Origin of the sequence: Paenibacillus faecis (assembly GCF_008084145.1) — a bacterium.
Taxonomy (GTDB): domain Bacteria; phylum Bacillota; class Bacilli; order Paenibacillales; family Paenibacillaceae; genus Fontibacillus; species Fontibacillus faecis.
This window is the reverse complement of sequence record NZ_VSDO01000003.1, coordinates 674,936-692,078: the sequence shown is the minus strand read 5'-3', so window position 1 is coordinate 692,078 and position 17,143 is coordinate 674,936. Positions and strand designations below refer to the sequence as shown.

Annotated in this window: 10 protein-coding genes; 8 read left to right on the top strand and 2 right to left on the bottom strand. The window is 51.6% G+C overall.

The genetic code is table 11. The annotated features are described in order from the left end of the window. Positions 1-32 precede the first annotated feature (32 nt). On the bottom strand, positions 33-527 hold the full coding sequence (locus FRY98_RS16470; RefSeq protein ID WP_148453886.1) for a MarR family winged helix-turn-helix transcriptional regulator: 495 nt from the start codon (positions 525-527) through the stop codon (positions 33-35). Positions 528-666: 139 nt separating this feature from the next. Between FRY98_RS16470 and FRY98_RS16465 the strand changes: the two genes are divergently transcribed. From FRY98_RS16465 to FRY98_RS16450, 4 genes are all read left to right on the top strand, one after another. Beyond that, positions 667-1,110, top strand: coding sequence for an SgcJ/EcaC family oxidoreductase (locus FRY98_RS16465; protein WP_148453884.1), 444 nt, complete (start codon positions 667-669; stop codon positions 1,108-1,110). A 143-nt stretch (positions 1,111-1,253) separates the two neighbouring features. Continuing rightward, positions 1,254-2,213, top strand: a complete 960-nt coding sequence (locus tag FRY98_RS16460; RefSeq protein WP_148453882.1) for a sigma-70 family RNA polymerase sigma factor — start codon at positions 1,254-1,256, stop codon at positions 2,211-2,213. A gap of 73 nt (positions 2,214-2,286) precedes the next feature. Then, entirely contained in the window at positions 2,287-2,712 is a 426-nt protein-coding gene (locus tag FRY98_RS16455) for an SRPBCC family protein (protein ID WP_148453880.1), read from the top strand. A 529-nt stretch (positions 2,713-3,241) separates the two neighbouring features. Beyond that, the gene (locus FRY98_RS16450) at positions 3,242-4,633 is read left to right on the top strand and encodes an MATE family efflux transporter (protein WP_148453878.1); all 1,392 of its coding nucleotides are present in this window, start codon (positions 3,242-3,244) and stop codon (positions 4,631-4,633) included. A gap of 76 nt (positions 4,634-4,709) precedes the next feature. Here the strand turns inward: FRY98_RS16450 and FRY98_RS16445 are convergent, their stop codons facing one another. Then, positions 4,710-7,094 (bottom strand): glycoside hydrolase family 16 protein, encoded by a 2,385-nt coding sequence (locus FRY98_RS16445; protein ID WP_148453876.1) that lies wholly within the window; start codon positions 7,092-7,094, stop codon positions 4,710-4,712. A 241-nt stretch (positions 7,095-7,335) separates the two neighbouring features. Here FRY98_RS16445 and FRY98_RS16440 point away from each other — a divergent pair, with 241 nt between their 5' ends. The 4 genes from FRY98_RS16440 (at position 7,336) to FRY98_RS16425 (ending at position 17,057) form a co-directional block, all read left to right on the top strand. Next, the gene (locus FRY98_RS16440; protein ID WP_148453874.1) at positions 7,336-7,758 is read left to right on the top strand and encodes a VOC family protein; all 423 of its coding nucleotides are present in this window, start codon (positions 7,336-7,338) and stop codon (positions 7,756-7,758) included. 1,175 nt (positions 7,759-8,933) lie between these two features. Continuing rightward, positions 8,934-15,122 (top strand): DUF7601 domain-containing protein, encoded by a 6,189-nt coding sequence (locus tag FRY98_RS16435; protein ID WP_148453872.1) that lies wholly within the window; start codon positions 8,934-8,936, stop codon positions 15,120-15,122. A gap of 22 nt (positions 15,123-15,144) precedes the next feature. Continuing rightward, positions 15,145-15,918, top strand: coding sequence for a class B sortase (srtB, locus tag FRY98_RS16430; RefSeq protein WP_148453870.1), 774 nt, complete (start codon positions 15,145-15,147; stop codon positions 15,916-15,918). Positions 15,919-16,181: 263 nt separating this feature from the next. Further along, entirely contained in the window at positions 16,182-17,057 is an 876-nt protein-coding gene (locus FRY98_RS16425) for a DMT family transporter (protein WP_148453868.1), read from the top strand. Positions 17,058-17,143 lie beyond the last annotated feature (86 nt).

The following is a 17,143-nucleotide window of genomic DNA, read 5'->3' as shown; positions in this document are numbered from 1 at the left end:
CCGCGATGGTTAGCCCGTTTTGCTTGAGGTCTTTAGGATTCCCCTTCATGTTTATCCTTCAGCTTGTTCATCTCCGTTAATGTCATCTCATTGCACTGCTTGATAAACGCAAGAATCAGCTGCAAATCCTCTGTCGAATACTGCGAGATGATTTGAAGCGTCGATTGCATAACAGATTCAAACATTGGCGAAATCTGGGCCGATCCTTCCGGAGCGGGCTTGACGACCACGCGTCTTCGATCATGCGGATCTTTATCTCTAACCACATATCCCGCTTGTTCCAGCCGGTCGATGACACTTGTAACCGCCCCTGTGGTAAGACCGGTCAGCTGGGCCAGTTGTCCGGCGGTTACGGGGCCTGCGCGATTGATGTAATCCAGACATTTGTGATCGGTGGCGTTCAACCCCAGCTTTTCGGAAATCAACTGATGGAACATGACGGCGCGCGCGCTGTTTTGCCGTAATTCATCCAGTACATCTTGCTGTAAAGAAGAAAGCTCGGTGAAAGGAAAAGAGTCCCTTGACATTTACATACCTCCAAGTTAAGATCAATATATCTTAATTGATTAAGATAATTAAAATGAAAAGATAATTACCTTACTAAGAAAGTGTATGAATCAAACTTTTCAGGAACCAAGTATACCACAATTAAAGGAGCGGATCGACATGGATATGCAAGAAGCGCAGGATAGGAAAGAGATTGAATCCCTTTTTCGGAAATTGAAAACGGCTTGGGATCAGGGGGATGAGGCGGCGTATGGTTCTTGTTTTACGGAGGATGCCGACTACGTGACGTTTCAGGGAGAACATTTGCAGGGAAGAAAGGCGATATCCGATAGCCATAAAGCCTTATGGAACAGTGTTTTGAAAGGATCGACGCTGGAAGGGGAGATCAAGCAAATTCGTTTTCTTTCTCCGGAGACGGCGGTCTTTCATGGACTAGGCGTTGTCAAATTAAGATGGCAGAAACAAGCCCCCGTCAAAAGAGATTCCATTAATACCAACGTCGTTGTGAAACGAAACGGCCATTGGGTCATCGCGGCGTTTCAGAACAGCAGGATTTCCCCTCCGGGGCTGATGCAAAAAATATTCATGAAGTTCAGCAAGTAGCGGGAACGGCCGGCTGGCCCCGTTTGGCCTAATCATTGTAAGCCTTTTAAGCCATCGCCATGATAAGGGTGATCACCGCTCGCTCCTGTGGTAAACTATGACAAAACGCACAAACTAATTTTCCCTGTCAAAAGGAGGCTACTATGAGCGAGACGGCTGTGGACCTGCAGTTACTAGAGAATTTAAAGCCGGGGCTAACCTCGTTTTGCTACCGAATGTTGGGATCTATCGATGACGCGGACGATGCGGTTCAGGAAACCTATATCCGGGCTTGGCAAAGCCGGAACTCCTTCAGGCAGGAATCATCGTACAAAACATGGGTTTATCGCATCGCCTCCAACCTGTGTCTGGACAAACTGAGACAAGCCAAACGCCGTACTCTGCCCGTTGACCTCTCCAACCCGGCGGCTGCGATTGTCGAGCCCCGCGAAACGTTGCCCGAGTCATCCTGGATCTGGGTTGCTCCCGACTTTGGAGAGAATCCCGAAGAGGCGCTCATTCGCAAAGATACCTTGCAGCTCGCCTTCATCGCGCTTTTGCAAACCTTACCCCCTCGTCAGCGCGCCGTTCTTATTCTAAAGGATGTTTTCGACTGGTCCTCCAAACAGATTGCCGAAACTTTGGGGATGTCGCCGGCCGCCGTGAACAGCGCTTTACAGAGAGCCAGGGAAACCTTGAACCGGACCCGGCTGCGCTCCGACGAGCTCAGCCGGATGGATACCGAGCCTGATCGCGAGCTGCTGTCACGGTATGTGGAGGCCTTTGAACAATTTGATATCGATGCGCTGGTCGCGTTATTTCATGAGGAAGGCTGTATGTCGATGCCGCCTTTTGCCATGTGGGTGCGCGGCAGAAACGATCTGTTTGAGTTTTTTTCGTTGACCCGGCCGCATTGTGAGGGCTCCCGCTTTGTGCCGATTACGGTAAATGGCGGATATCCCGCCTTTGCGCAATATATGCCGAATCCGGAGAACGCGGCGGTCTTCATCCCTTGGGGAATTCATGTGCTCGAGGTCAAGGATCATCAAATCCTCCACGTCCAAAATTTCATTAACACGAAATTATTTTTACGGTTTGGGCTGCCGGAGCAAATTCACCGATGAATTTCGAAGGTGGTTTACGTCTATACGCTTGAGAAACAAAAATCCGACGAAACCGAGTGAGGTGTCCTTTAAAATGGGAACAAGTAATCCGACGAAAGTAACCGTTCAGGCCGTAATTCAAGCCCCTGTGGAAAAAGTATGGAGCTGTTGGACGGAGCCGCAGCACATTACGAAGTGGAATCAAGCCTCCGAGGATTGGCATGCGCCAAGAGCGGAGAATGATTTGCGGCCCGGCGGCAAATTTACGACCCGAATGGAAGCGAAGGACGGCAGCATGGGTTTTGATTTTGGCGGGGTCTATGACGAAGTGAGGACGCATGAATGGATCTCCTATACGATGGGAGATGGAAGAAGGGTCGAAATCTCCTTTAGCGGCCAAGGCGGCGAAACGAAGGTCGTCGAAACGTTTGACCCGGAAAGCACGCATCCGGTGGAATTCCAGCAGGCGGGCTGGCAGGCGATTTTGGACAATTTCAAAAAGTACACGGAACAGTCTTAGTTCTTAGGCATAACCCTTGGCGTCCCGGCGGGCGCTTTTTTTTGTGCTATGTAGGTTGAACTATTGATTTGCATATTAGACAGCGGTGTAAAAGGTTCTTTTCACAATCTTGACCTGCAACTAAGGGTTTGGTTCGAATTAAAGGGAATTCCTCCCGTTAATTGGGTACGTATGCGGCTTCAGAGGCGAATTAGCTGGAATTCCTCCCGTTAATTTGCCTGAAATCGTGCATTTCGGCAATAGGGCCACGAAATAGATGGAACTTTTCCAGCTAAATCCGATCGAGGGGCCAAGAGCGGTAAATTAACGGGAAATTTTCCCGTTAATGATGCAGACTCCGACGACGGGACTTTATTTCTACAATCGTGGATGTTGGCAGCGTATATCCGAACCTATCACAGCCTTGCCCAACGCCAATTCTTTAGTTCAACCCTTATAAACGAAATTTCCCCCATAGACGTATTGGCTTGCCGGCGCTACACTAGGAAGGTCGAAAGAGAAAAAACACATGGTAGGAGCTTGTATTAACGTGACCTTATCCGAACGTATTCCCTCGTGGAAAAAACTTAGTCTTTTTGCTGTGACTTGGCCCATTTTCGTCGACTCCGTGCTGCGGATGCTGCTCGGTACCGTCGATGTGTTTATGTTAAGCCGCATCTCCGACAAGGCGACAGGGGCCGTAGGCTTAGCCAACGAAATCATTTACTTCTGCATTCTGATGTTCGGCTTTGTCGGCATCGGCACCAGCGTGGCGGTATCCCAGTATATCGGCGCGGGGCGGGAGAAAGAGGCGAGCCGGATCTCGGCCCTGGCGATTACCTTGAACCTGATTTTCGGTATTCTCGTCAGCCTGGTTCTCGTCGGTTTTGGGGAATCCCTCCTGCGGCTGTTGAACCTGGATCCCGAACAAATCGGCATCGCAAGCCACTATTTGGAGATCATCGGCGGATTTATCTGGATCGAGGCGCTGTCTTACGCGGTCTCGTCGGTGATTCGTGCGAGCGGGAACACCAAAAGCGTGATGTACGTAACTTTGGGCGTCAATTTGATCCATGTGACCGGAAACTATTTGCTCATTTTCGGCAACATGGGCTTTCCGGAGTGGGGTGTTACGGGGGCGGCCGTCTCCACGGTCGTTAGCCGCTTCCTCGGCATCATCGTTCTTTTTATCCTGTTGTATCGCCGCATTCCCGCACCGATCCGAAGGAAGGATTACGTCACCTGGAACGGTCCCTACGTGAAACAGATTATGAGCGTGGGGCTGCCGGCGGCGGGCGAGCATCTGGCCTGGCAGTCGCAATACCTCATGGTGATCAGTTTTGTCAACATGATCGGCATCACCGCGTTAAATACGCATGTTTATGTCATGAACATATCGAATTATTTCATGGCGCTTGCGTTGGCGATCGGATCGGGGACCGAGATCATCGTCGGACAGATGGTCGGCGCGGGGGAAATGAAGGCGGCCTATCGGCGGCTTATAACCAGCGTGAGGATCAGCTTCCTGTTAACGTTGGCTGTCGTCGGGGTAGCGGCGATATTCCGGCACGAGCTGATCGGCATGTTCACGGAGGACCCCAAAATCATTGCCGCGGGAGCGGGGATTTTTCTGCTATCCATCGTACTCGAACCCGGCCGGACCTTCAATATGGTGATCATCAACTCGCTGCGCGCCGCCGGAGATGCGCGTTTTCCCGTCTTGATGGGCGTGCTCTCGATGTGGGGGGTCTCGGTGCCGCTGGCTTATGTGCTGGGCGTTCATTCCGGATTGGGACTGCTTGGCGTATGGATCGCTTTTACGGTGGACGAATGGCTCCGCGGGGTCATGATGCTGCTTCGCTGGAAAAGCCGGGCCTGGGAGAAGAAGGCGCTCGTAAAACCGGTTTCCGTCGCGGAAAACGGGGCGGGGGCGCAGGCTTAAAACGGGTATGTTATATCAAAAACAGGGCTCCCTCGCCTGAGGGAGCCCTGTTTGAGGTGAAACGCGGTTGCTCGGGTTATTCCGGCCTGCCTGGCGTGACCCCGTGAATATAAGTCTGCCAAGGGGTATCCAGTGCTCCTTGGCCCGGGTTGTAGGTGAAGAAATACTCGACGGTATCCCCGTGCCGCAGGTTGTTGACCGCATAGGTATAGTTGCCGTTCCCCGTAGGGGTCATGGCTACGTTGAGCTGTGTGCCGTTATTGACCTTGTAGTGCAAATCGGCGAAGGTTGCGCCGTTTACATAGAACAGCAAGTTATCGCCGGTTTTCTTCAGGCCTTTCACTTCATCGCCGATGACGATCGTGGAGGGGGAACCCGGGCCGGGCTCTCCGGGATTTTGGCCGCCGCCGTCTTTGTACACGCGTACATAATCCACTTGCAGCGTCGCAGGGATGTCGCCGGGACCCGGAGTCACACCGCCGTCAAAGTTTCCGCCGATCGCCAGATTCATAATGAGATAGAAAGGCTGGTCGAACGGGGCGTTCGGGTTGTTCGGCGCAGCGGAGGAGTACCATTGATCCCGGGTGGCTTTAAAAAAGAACTTGCCGTCCACGTACCACTTGATGTTGTCCTCTTCCCAGACGACGGAATAGACGTGATAGTCACTCGCGATGGTTTGCCCTGCCGGGAAGTGATATTCGCCGGAAAGATAGGTATTGGCCGGCCATTGTCCGCCGAAATGAATGGCGCCCGAAGACGTGCCGGGCAAACGCCCTCTCGCTTCCATCACATCGATTTCCCCGGATGCCGCCCATGTCCCGTAGGCCTGGTCCTGCGGAAGCATCCAGAAGGCCGGCCAGATGCCGTTCCCCACCGGCAGTTTCGCGCGAAAATCCACCCTGCCGTATTTGAGCGAAAAATGATCCTTGGTGTTAATCTTACCGGAAGAGTATTGGGCATACCGGTTTGGATCCTGCGGGAAGGATTTGGGCTCGTTCAAAGCCCGGATATTCAACTTCCCGTCCTGCACAAATACATTTTGCGGGCTATTGGTGTAGTGCTGCAGTTCCGCATTGCCCCAACCCCAAGTACCGGGATCGTCATTGAGGTAATAGCCCAGTTCATAATTCCATTTCCCCGCATCCAGCCGGGTTCCGTCAAACTCATCCTGCCAAACCAGCGTCATGCCCTCGATCGCCGGATCGTTCGGGGTTCCGAGCGGAATATCGCCATGATCGTTTTCATCGGGACGGGGAGCGTCGGGATTTCCGACAAAGGTGTAGTAGACGAAATTGTCGCCGACATTTCCGCCCGCCTGCCCATTTACGGGATACCCGATCCGGAGCTGCATATCTTCCTGGATGGGCTGGAACCACAGCCCGTAGATATGATCGGCCCAATACCCCCACTGATTGGCGCTGGACAGATTATTGTAACCGTTCGCGGAATATACGAATCCGCTCTGACCGGAATTCCCCAAGTCGACCCATTGTCCGTTGATACGAATCTGGTATACGAAGTTCCCAAGTTCATCGGCGACCGGGGCGCTTCCATCAATCTTGGGCAGAGGCAGACCGATGGCACCGCTTTCATTTGCGGTGAAAGTCGTTCCATCAAAGGGAGTAAGGATATATGAATTTCTTACCGGTTCATTAAAAGTGATGGTATAAATGACGTTAGCCGAAGAGGTTTTCGATGCCAACTTGACGTTAATCGACTCCTTGACGTTAAACCAGTAGCCGCCGCCTCCGTCGGTGAACTGGCCGAAGTTTTGATCGTAGATCCAGCCGCTGGCCGCGTTGTTGTCAATATCGATCCATGCGCTGCTGTTTACGGGTTTAACATACAACCTCAAATCATCGGCCACAGCCGCATAAGGAATACCCGGATCATGGTTGAAGACCGGATAAGTGAAGCCGGCTCCGCCCGTCGTTCCCGCCGTGATTTCCGGCCCTTGCGTCGGCGTCATCGCCGTAATCGTCGTTTTGTTGATATTTTGGAATACCAGTTTGTAGTCGAGCGTAACCCCATTCGCTTTGGAGTACAACTGAATCTCTGTCGTGGCGGAAAGGGTGAACCAGTAGCCGTTAAAGCCGCTGTCGCTCCAGTGGCCCCAGTTCTGGTTATAGACAAAGCTGCCGACACTGTCGATATCGACCCAACTGCCGTTGACTTTCACCTTCACGCCCAAGTCTTGGACAACCTCGTTCCAGGTGGCGGAACCCCCATTGAATATGGGCATAACGAATCCGTAACTGGCCTGACCGACCCCTGATTTTGTGATGACAGGCCCGTCAGCCGCCGAGAAGTAACCCATCGAGGTGATGGATGTCCCCGTTCCTTCAGCCGCCTGGGCTTCGGAAGTCGGCCACAGGCTGATGCCGCTCGCGATCACGATCGTCAGGATCAAACTGCATACTTTTTGAACAAACCGCCTTTCCCTAAAGTGAGACCGCCTCATAAATACCCTCCTCAAGTAAAGGATTTCCCCAACCTATGTAACTCATGGAAATAATTGCACAGGGGAATACCTTCATTGTATCAACCCGGATCATCCAAGAGATAGGTGCCATTTTTCGGGTAGGGTGCCCATTTTTCTGACAGCAGGGGGCGAATTTGGAATTTTGCGAGTGACCGATGATTTGGGGGCACGTAAGTCGTCTAAAAGAATGAATCAAATTTCACCCAGGGAGGTACAATTTATGACGGTAAAACTAACCCCTTATATTACTTTGGAGGGAAACACGAGGGAAGCTATTCAGTTTTATGAGCAGGCCATTGGCGCTAAAGTTCTCTCGATGATGACTTACGGGGAGATGCCGGAAATGCCGAATACGTTTACTGACGATTTAAAAAAACTGGTGGCCCACGCAAAGGTACAAGTGGGTGAAACGGAACTTATGTTTTCCGATGCTCCAGGGGGTTCACCCATTGCCAACGGAAAAAGAGTAACCATTTGCATCACAACGAACGACGTGGAGAAATCAAGACAGATCTATGAGGCTTTGCGGCAAGGCGGGCATGTGAATTTGCCGTTTCAGGAAGAAACCTTTAGCCCCGGATTTGGAGATGTCACGGACAAGTTCGGAGTTACCTTTCAAATTTATACGGAAATTCAGGACTAGCGCCTTTCAGACATCGTAGTAGGGGAAAAATCGTATTTACCCCACTGGCGTTGCATGAAACCTGACCTGGTGCCGCCTATTCGCAATTTCTCTTACCACCGGCTATAATAGCGGCGTTTTGGGCCGTTATTATAGCCCGATTTGCGTTTTCGGGTAAAATAGCGGCCAAAAGGGGCCTTATTGCTCTGGTTCGGGTCCCAAAATCAGGTTTCGGCCCGCTTCCCAAAAATAAGACCCCAAAAGACCTCTATTTCACTCGGAAAGGACGATTTCGACAAAATAGCGCCTCAAACGGCCCTTATTTACCCATCCGGCTAAATGGAGGCGGCTGCAGTCGTTAGTCTCCTCATGTTAATGCAACGCTAGTGACTTAACCCACGGAGATCAAGGCACCTAGGGCGCTTTCCTCCCCTTCCAACTCCAAAAAGATGCAAATCTGCAGGTATTTTAGGCCGGTCCCCGAGGGAATTCGAAAAAGGATGCAAATCTGCAGGTATTTCCGGCGATTTTAGAGAAACGAGCCGATTTCGTCGAAAATTCCTGCAGATTTGCAGGAATTTTGAAATCATTGTTCCAAACCGAAAAAAACATGCACATATGCAGGAATTCTATGTTATCGAGGTTGTCTGATAGGGCACTGGATCAATGTGGTACCGAGTTGTGCCTGTTGGGGTGCAATCTTTTTAATTTGGGTTACTCCAAAATAGACCCCGAATGAGCAGGATATATTGAAGTACCGAAAAGGACTTAAAAGATTCATTAAAAAATCCGAAGTATATTTATGAAGGTGACGTAACCCTTACTCCTCCTGGAAAAGGAGCCTGACCATCAGGCTATTCTCCTTTACGGCTTCCGCTTCATTCCTCTATTGTTTTTTCGTCTCCAAGTCCCTTTGTCGAGTTTTGTCTAGAATTTGTAGAGATCTCTCGTAATATAATGGGGAAGTACGCTGTTTAAAATGGGCGTACTCTGCCATTTGCAGGATGGAAGTGTCGAATATGGTTGAAAAAGGGGGGGGAGAAGTTACTAGCATGATCGACAGCCTGAACGCCCATGACCTTCAGCCAATTATTTAAAATTTGAAATATTTGGGTGATGTAAAGGGTCGTTGGGATCAAGCAGACGCATAGGTCTATGCGCGTTTAGGCAATTTTGGAACGGGGGAGATTACAGTCTTGAAACATGAACGCAGCATAGGTAAAGCAATACTCTCTTTCTGCCTGGCGATGATGCTTGTCTTGCAAACGGTGGCGTTCTCTGTCACTGCTTATGCGGAAAGTGTGCCAAGCGAGTCCGGAGCGGAGGCCGTTAGGGAAGCCGATTCGCCGAGCGCGGACGAAGCGCCGTCGGCACCTGAGGCGGTGTACGATGTGCCGAACCATTTCATGGTGACGGCGGCAGCCCCGACGGACAAAACGGCGGTCCTCATGGGAGCCAATTCGCCTTTTCCGTTGGAAGTCGTGCAGAACGAAAATGTCTTACATACGGATGACGTCATTCATGGCAGAAAGCCCTTCACCTTAAGATCGGGCGATATCAAGATCCCGGTGAAAGGGGATGCCGACAATCCGAACACGGTGGATGGCAGCACGGTCATTTTGCATGGCGACTATGTCATGCTGGACAAAGCGACCTATTTTCCGGAAGTCATTCTGCCGGATGCCACAATGACGCTCAAGGAAAAAACGGGTTACACCATCGGAACCGCTTATTTCTCCGAAGCGGGGATCAGGGTGGTGTTCGATGGCGAAGAACGCTTCTTCAATGGCCAGGGCAAGAACGTCCAGTTCGGCTTTGAGTCCACCGCTAAGGCAGACTTGTCGGGTATACAATACGGCGAGCGAAAGCCGATTAACATCTTCGGCGGGAACTACCTGCTTGAAAACCCTCAAGTTACGCCTGCGTACAGCATTAAACTGAAATCGAACAGCAATGCTACTGAAAACAACTGGATTTATCCGGCAGACTTCGTGGATGGAACCATCGAGTGGCAAGTGGACATTGCCGCTACGGATGAGTTCGATCCCACCATTCCGCAGCCGTTGGACGGGCTAAAGTTCTACAACGCGCTCGATCCGACTCAGGTGGGCACCTTGGTGGAGGGCTCCCTGAAGGTTAACGGCAACACAGTGACACCGGAAAGCGGCACCGCGAACGCGCTGGTCTATACCTTCCCGGAGGGATTCGGTGACAAGGCGACCGTCACTTTCAGGACGTGGATTCCTAAGGCGAAATATTATACTGAGTATAATACGGCTAGTGGGTACCAGACTGTCACAAACATCACGGAGTTGAGAGACAAGACGGACAGCAAGCTGCTTTCCTCGAATTCTTGGCGCGTGACTTTCAGGCCCGACTGGATTCAGAAGAGCGGTACGCTGAACAAGCGGACGAGTTCTTCAGACCCGCGTACCATTACGTGGACGATTGACGTTAACAAGAACTACAGCAAGCAAGGGCTTAAGAACTTTACGATCACCGATCCCTTGCCGGCCGGACTTACCCGATTATCGGCCGCTTGGCAAACATGGGACGGTCAGAAGTGGTCGGACACAACAACGCCGATCACCCCTGATGCCAACAATGTGTACTCCTTCGGTGAGGTAAACGGCCCGATCCGTCTGGTCATTGTATCCGAAGTTACGGGCAGTCAGCCCAGCTTCAATAACAAGGCCACCGCCCAGTGGAAGCTGGATGTCAATACCGTGCAGGACAATGACCAAGCTACCGTGTGGGACACCGCCGTTGTCACCATTGGCGCCCATACCCTGACAAAGAGTGTAGGTACCGGTGATACCCTTGCTTTGGGCACATTGCCGTGGAAAATCACCCTAACACCTCAGGAAGCTCTTCCGGACGGTGCGGTGTACGATCTACTTGTGTATGGGGATGCAAGCTCCATCGACTTCACCAAGATTACCGCCAATCCGGTGCTTGACTCCGCAATTTTGAATCAGTTGAAGGGGAACAGCAGGGAGAATTACTACCAGCGGTTCCAGTCCGGTTCCTTTCAGTCGAGTGACGGCTTAACGCATCAAGTATACACGCTTTCACAGGATGGGAAGCCTGTCGCCGACTTGCTTCAGGTCACCGGATACAATACCGATAAGCCCGCTTCCTTCACATATAACTCCCTGCTGACACAGTGGGAGCATTTCGCGGGCAATAAGTCCACGGATCAGTATAACCGGGCGGTCTTGTTTGAAGGCACAACTCGGACAATTGATTCCAATCGGATTTCTCAACGATTCAACAGCGGCGTGCTGGCCAAAGAGATGCTCTTTGCGTCCAAACCGGATGGGACAGGCGTTATCCCTAACGATGTCAGAAGCTACATCCGGGACGACGCTAACCAAACTTATACACTGGCAGCCTTTGATCGGGTGAGCAAGACGGTGACCTTCCGGTTTTCGATCAATATGAACGGCATGAGGACCGAAGAGATGGCCAAGGATGGCGGAAATCACGTTGCCAGCGACATCAAACTTGTAGATACCCTGCCCGAGGGCTGGGAGTTTGTACCCTATTCGGAGGGACAGGATTTTGCGATTTACAAGGGAGCCCGGGCAGACTATGGAGCGACGGTTAGCGCAACGACGCTGATTTCCGACCCAAGTGGTCTCGTGAGCTTCTCCGCTGCAGGGAACGTAGGTACCTTTTCCTTTACCAAGCTGGAAAGTCCTTACGTCGTTCTGGTCAAGGCAAGACCGAGCGAGGCGGCCCTCCGTCAATACTTTGAATCAGGCAACGCAAAAATTGAAGCGACGAACACCGCCGAGATGCAAATCACATGGGGGGATGAGCCTACCGCGGTCAAAGCCAGCCGCAAGGTCATCGTTCCGATGCAGACGCTGGGCAAATCGGTGACTAAGCCGAACCCTGGCGTACTGGAGTGGACGGTGAACTACACACCTCCTTTCGAGGTGAAGAACGGCGTCTATCTGCAGGATACTCTTGGCGAGGGGCTGGCTCTGCGCAAGGACGAGAAGGGGGACCTCTCGTTGCGGCGCCCTGACATGGCGGTGTACCACGCCAAGCTGACTCCAAGCGGAGCTCTTGTCAGGGACGGCGAAGCGCTGAACCTGTACGATCCGAACAGTGAAGTCAAGGTGGAAACCGTCACGGAAGGTGGAGCGACCCGGTTGATTTTCCGCATGGCGAATCCGAACCAGCTCTACCAATTCGTTTATCAGACCGAGGTCACCGAAGTACCTAGCGGTGGTAAGGCGGGCAACGAGATCAAGCTGATGGGCGATGACACCCTGGACGGTATCAGCGCCAAAAGTGAACACGCTGTCGATAACAGTGACGTAGGCGGCAGCGCGGAAACTCAGGGTAAACTGGATCTGCTTAAGGTTGACCCCAATGGCAAGCCGCTGGGCGGCGTAATCTTCAAGTTGTATGAGCCTGACGGTGTGACAGAGGTCACCGGCGGAACCACCGGTTCGGACGGCAAGCTTAGCCTGTTTCCCAAAGCGGGACTCTATGTGCTCAAGCAAACCTTTATTGACGAGACCACCTATCTGCCGACCACGACGGTTTATCAGGTACGTGTAGCTTCGACTCCTTGGAATCCGATCTGGGTGGACGGAGTGGAGGTAACTAAAGAAAAGCCGCTCGTTGTGCCAACCCCGGTGTGGGTGCCCGGCGATTTGAAGTTGAGCACGGCGATCGAAAGACTAGGGGCTGACCCGAACAAGGAATTTGAATATACGATTTCTTTCAGCAACCATAAGTCTTATGCCTATAATGGCTCCGCAAGCGGCACCATAGCCGACGGCGGAACCGTTAAGCTCAAAGGCGGCCAGTCGATTACGATCAAGGATATCCCGGACGGCATCACCTACACCATCGTTCAGAAGAGTTACGCAAACGATGGCTATACGACCGATCCGGAGAATCTGACGCGCACCGGCAGCATCGTGAAGGAACAAACGGCCGAAGCGAAGTATGTTAACGCCAAGTACCTCCCCGGCAAGCTGACGATCGGGAAGACGGTCGAAGGCAACGGCGCGGACAAGAACAAGGCGTTCGATTTTACCGTTACGTTTGAGGGCCCGGGAGCGGGCAAAACGTATACGTATACGACATCGGACGGTGCGACGGGAACCGTTCAGTCCGGCGGCAAGATCGCCCTCAAGCATGGGGAAACCGCCGTCATTGATGGAATTCCCAAGGGTACAATCTACACCGTCACCGAGGCTGATTATACGGCCGAAGGATACACGACAACCTGGCCAGACCGGAAAACGACCGGCACCATTACCGATGGAGGCGACCATGAAGCGGGGATCGTTAACACGCGGATGGTGTACGGCGGTCTGCTGATCGGTGAAACGGTCGAAGGCAGTGGGGCGGACAAGAATAAAGAGTTCGAGTTTACGGTCCAATTCCCGGACGCCGCTGCGGGTAAGGCGTACGCCTACACCAAGTCGGACGGCACGACGGGAACGATCAAGTCCGGCGGTAAGATCACCCTTAAGCATGGGGAAACCGTCGCTATTGAGGGCATTCCGAGCGGTGACCGATATATCGTCACGCAGACCGATTATTCGGGCGAGGATTATAGCGCCGACCCGGCGAATCGGAAGTATACCGGTGAGATTATAGCGAAGCGGATTGCCGAAGCCCGGTACGTCAATGCAAGGTATCTCCCCGGCAAGCTAACGCTGACGGCGGATCCCGAAGTCGTTCCCGGCAACGGTAAGACACCTTCGCAGTTGACGGCAACGTTGACCGATTATGACGGCAAGCCGGTGGCGAACGAGGAAGTCATCTTCCTGCTGCCGGATCAATCGGAAGTGAAGGCGACGACCGATGAGCAAGGGAAAGCGGTTATCTCTTATACACCGCCGGAGCTGAAAACTACAACGCCTGAGGATCACTTTATCGTGGCTAAGGTGGACAGCCTGACGGAAGGGAAATTGACGAGCAACATCGCGAAGGTAACTACCGTACCGGCAGCGATCATCGGGGTGCTGCGCGATAACGAAACGGGCGAAGTGATTCCGAATGCGACTATTGTTATTACCGATAAAACGAATGGCAAAGAGCATGAGATCAAAACCGACGCCGATGGTGCGTACTTCTATCCTGTGTTGTATGGCGGCGACTATACGATCAGTTACACCAAATTGATCGAAGTGGGCGGCGTCGAACAGCCGATCACTTTCACGCAAAAAGCGCAAGTCGAGGGTGATGTGAGAGGCGGAGAACTGGTTCCGGCAGACATTACGGCCGTAGGTGTCGTACTCCTGAAGCTGCCTGAAGGGCAGTCTTCACTGGTGACCGGCGAGCTCGCCGGCAAGATGCGCATCTATTTGCGCGATGCGAACGATCAATATGTTAAGGACCAAGATGGCGCTCCTAAAGCATTTCATTTGCAGCCGAACGGCGCATTCTCGGCGGACGGTTTAACCGCGGAGAACTATAAGATGGAAGTGCGTTACGAATTTGAGCCGGGTCAAGAACTGACGATTGTTCGGGATGCGATTCTGAGTGTGAAGGCCAGCGGGGAATTGAATATTTCCCAGGAGCTCGTTGATCCATACGGCATCATTACGGATAAAAACACCGGCGCCGTGATTGAAGGTGCCGAAGTGACCCTGTACTATGCCGACACACCGGAGAACAAAGCCAAAGGTATTGTGCCAGGCACGAAAGTGACGCTGCGGAGCATTCCGGGCTTTGCACCGAACGATAACGCCAGTCCAAGTCAGTACAGCGACGCAACCGGTGCATATGCGTACATGGTGTTCCCGAATACGGATTACTATCTGGTGGTTACAAAAACCGGATATGTGACGCATACAAGCGACCTGATCAGGGTTGGAAGCGACATCGTACGCTACAATGTAGAATTGAGCCCGGTAAGTACCGGCGGCAATAGCGGCGGCGGAGGAACAGGCGGCGGATCAGACTCCGGATATTCTTATCCGGTTCCGGTGACCCCCGTTCCTAATCCTGTCAAGCCGGAACCTGGCAGCATCGATAGCATAAACGGTACCGTCGTCGACAGCGTAACCGGCAACGTTGACAAGGGAACCGGCAATGTGGATAACGGAGCCGGGAATGTCGACAACGGCGCTGGCAACGTGGATAACGGAACCGGCAACGTCGACAATGGAACCGGCAGCGTGGATACCGGAGCCGGCAACAACGTCGACAACGGCATCGGAAACGCCGGCAACGAAGCCGACAATGTCGTTGACGGACCTGGCATTGTCGACGACGAGCTGGACGATGTCCCGGAAACGGGGGATCACAGACCTTCGCCAATCTCCTATCTGATTTTGGCGCTGTTGTCCCTGATTACTATCGGAATTTGTCTGCTCGACAGAAAGAAGAAAAAACACATCCTGTAATCATCGGAAAGGCGGTAAGAACATGAGTAAAATCAAAAAAATTCTTATCGCCGTTTCCGTCCTTCTGTTGGTATTTTCCCTGACTAATCTTGCGAGGATGCTCGTGGGGGACTATATCGAACAACAGAAAATCAAAAGCCTGACCGAGGCATGGGCGGAAGGGTCGGACACGGGTCAAGCAAAGGTGCTCCCTTTAGCCGCGAAGTCGCGTGAGCCGGTCATGCTTCCCGAGTTTCGGGAGCTTTACGAAAGAAATTCGGACATTGTCGGGTGGTTAAGTGTGGACAATACCCGCATTAATTACCCGATTATGCAGAATCCGCAGGATCCGGAATACTATCTCAATCGCGATTTTGATCAAAAGAAAACCAAGAGCGGTCTTCCCTTTTTGGATGCGCACAGCCGGATTAACGGCTCGGACATTTTGCTGATTCACGGACACCACATGAAAAGCGGCTGGATGTTCAAAGATTTGTCGAAGTATAAGAACGAAAGCTTTTACAAAGAGCACGCCACGTTCCAGTTCAGCACGCTATATGAAAAGGAAGAGTATGAGATTATTGCCGTGATCCTGTCAAAAGTTTATCGCAAATCGGACGACGTTTTTAAGTACTACCAGATTGATAAGGTACGTACGCCCGCTGAGTTTGATGATTATGTTCAGAACATCAAAAAACTCGCACTTTACGACACGGGCGTAACGGCCCAATACGGCGACAAGCTTATTGTACTGTCTACCTGCGAGTACTCGACCGACAACGGGCGGTTGGCGGTAGTCGCCCGAAAGCGTAAATAACTAGAGTCAAACCGCTTCACAGAAATCACGTTCTCCTTTGGAGGACGTGATTTTTTATTGGAAGTGTCCGGTAGATCATCAATGTATGCTAATATAACAACATGTAGATTGATTGAGATAGAGGTGAATTATAGTGTACTTGGCTCCATTATTTGAAAACGATGTACCGGTTGCACTTTTGCGCCCTTAGTGGAGTAAAGGTGACTACCACATCTCCTCCGTTAGGGGCTTCGGTGACCTAAAATAAAGCGGAGGGAACAAAAATGAAAAATACCTTGTTAGGATCTATATATCTAGCTTTGGCCGCCAGTATTTGGGGCGGTATGTACGTTGTTGTTAAAGTTGTCGTTTCGGTAGTGCCTCCATTGGAGTTGGTGTGGATACGGTATTTAGTGGCTATGGCGGCACTGATCACGGTCGGGTTGATAACACGACAGAACTGGCGGATTCACAAACGTGATTTTTTAATCATTATAGCTATTGGAGTCATTGGCAATACCATTTCGATTGTTACTCAGGAAATGGGGACAATGCATTCCTCGGCACAAATGGGAGCCATTATAACTTCCTCAACACCGGCGTTTATGGTGATTTTTGCTCGTCTCCTCCTGAAAGAGCGGTTGACTTTAAAAAAGGGGCTCTCTATTGGTTTAGCAACAATCGGGGTTCTTTTCATTGTTGGGGTCGGTGGAATGAACTTGTCCATGAAACTTGGAGGTATATGGCTCCTGATAGCTGCGCTAACATGGGCACTAATGTCTGTACTTGTAAAGCTTGTGCCTAATCAGTATTCACAAATTACGGTAACCACTTATTCCATCTTGGTGGCCCTTATTGTACTGACCCCTTTTGTTTTGCCGCGATTGCACGAAATTGACGCCTCTCAGCTGGCTCACCCGACGATTTGGGGTGGATTCTTGTATTTGGGCATTGCTTCAACTGCAGGTGGATTTTTACTTTGGAATCGGGGTCTGCAATTGCTTAACGCCTCAAGCGGAGGGCTATTTTTCTTCTTTCAGCCCGTGGTTGGAACCTTGCTCGGATGGCTTGTTCTAGGAGAGAACATTGGTGTAACGTTTTGGTTCGGCTCCACATTGATTTTTATTGGCGTTTTATTGGCTATAAAAGAAGATCGATAGTACCGAAACCCCTTCAACTATAGGCTGAAGGGGTTTTATTATCCGGTTTTAGAGTTTTTTGTTGCAACTACAACAAAAATAAGATA

Bases quoted from the DNA above. Each gene is read 5' to 3' on its own strand.
- FRY98_RS16445 (WP_148453876.1), bottom strand. From the start codon at position 7,094: ATGAGGCGGTCTCACTTTAGGGAAAGGCGGTTTGTTCAAAAAGTATGC.
- FRY98_RS16465 (WP_148453884.1), top strand. From the start codon at position 667: ATGGATATGCAAGAAGCGCAGGATAGGAAAGAGATTGAATCCCTTTTT.
- FRY98_RS16460 (WP_148453882.1), top strand. From the start codon at position 1,254: ATGAGCGAGACGGCTGTGGACCTGCAGTTACTAGAGAATTTAAAGCCG.
- FRY98_RS16455 (WP_148453880.1), top strand. From the start codon at position 2,287: ATGGGAACAAGTAATCCGACGAAAGTAACCGTTCAGGCCGTAATTCAA.
- FRY98_RS16470 (WP_148453886.1), bottom strand. From the start codon at position 527: ATGTCAAGGGACTCTTTTCCTTTCACCGAGCTTTCTTCTTTACAGCAA.
- FRY98_RS16425 (WP_148453868.1), top strand. From the start codon at position 16,182: ATGAAAAATACCTTGTTAGGATCTATATATCTAGCTTTGGCCGCCAGT.
- FRY98_RS16440 (WP_148453874.1), top strand. From the start codon at position 7,336: ATGACGGTAAAACTAACCCCTTATATTACTTTGGAGGGAAACACGAGG.
- srtB (WP_148453870.1), top strand. From the start codon at position 15,145: ATGAGTAAAATCAAAAAAATTCTTATCGCCGTTTCCGTCCTTCTGTTG.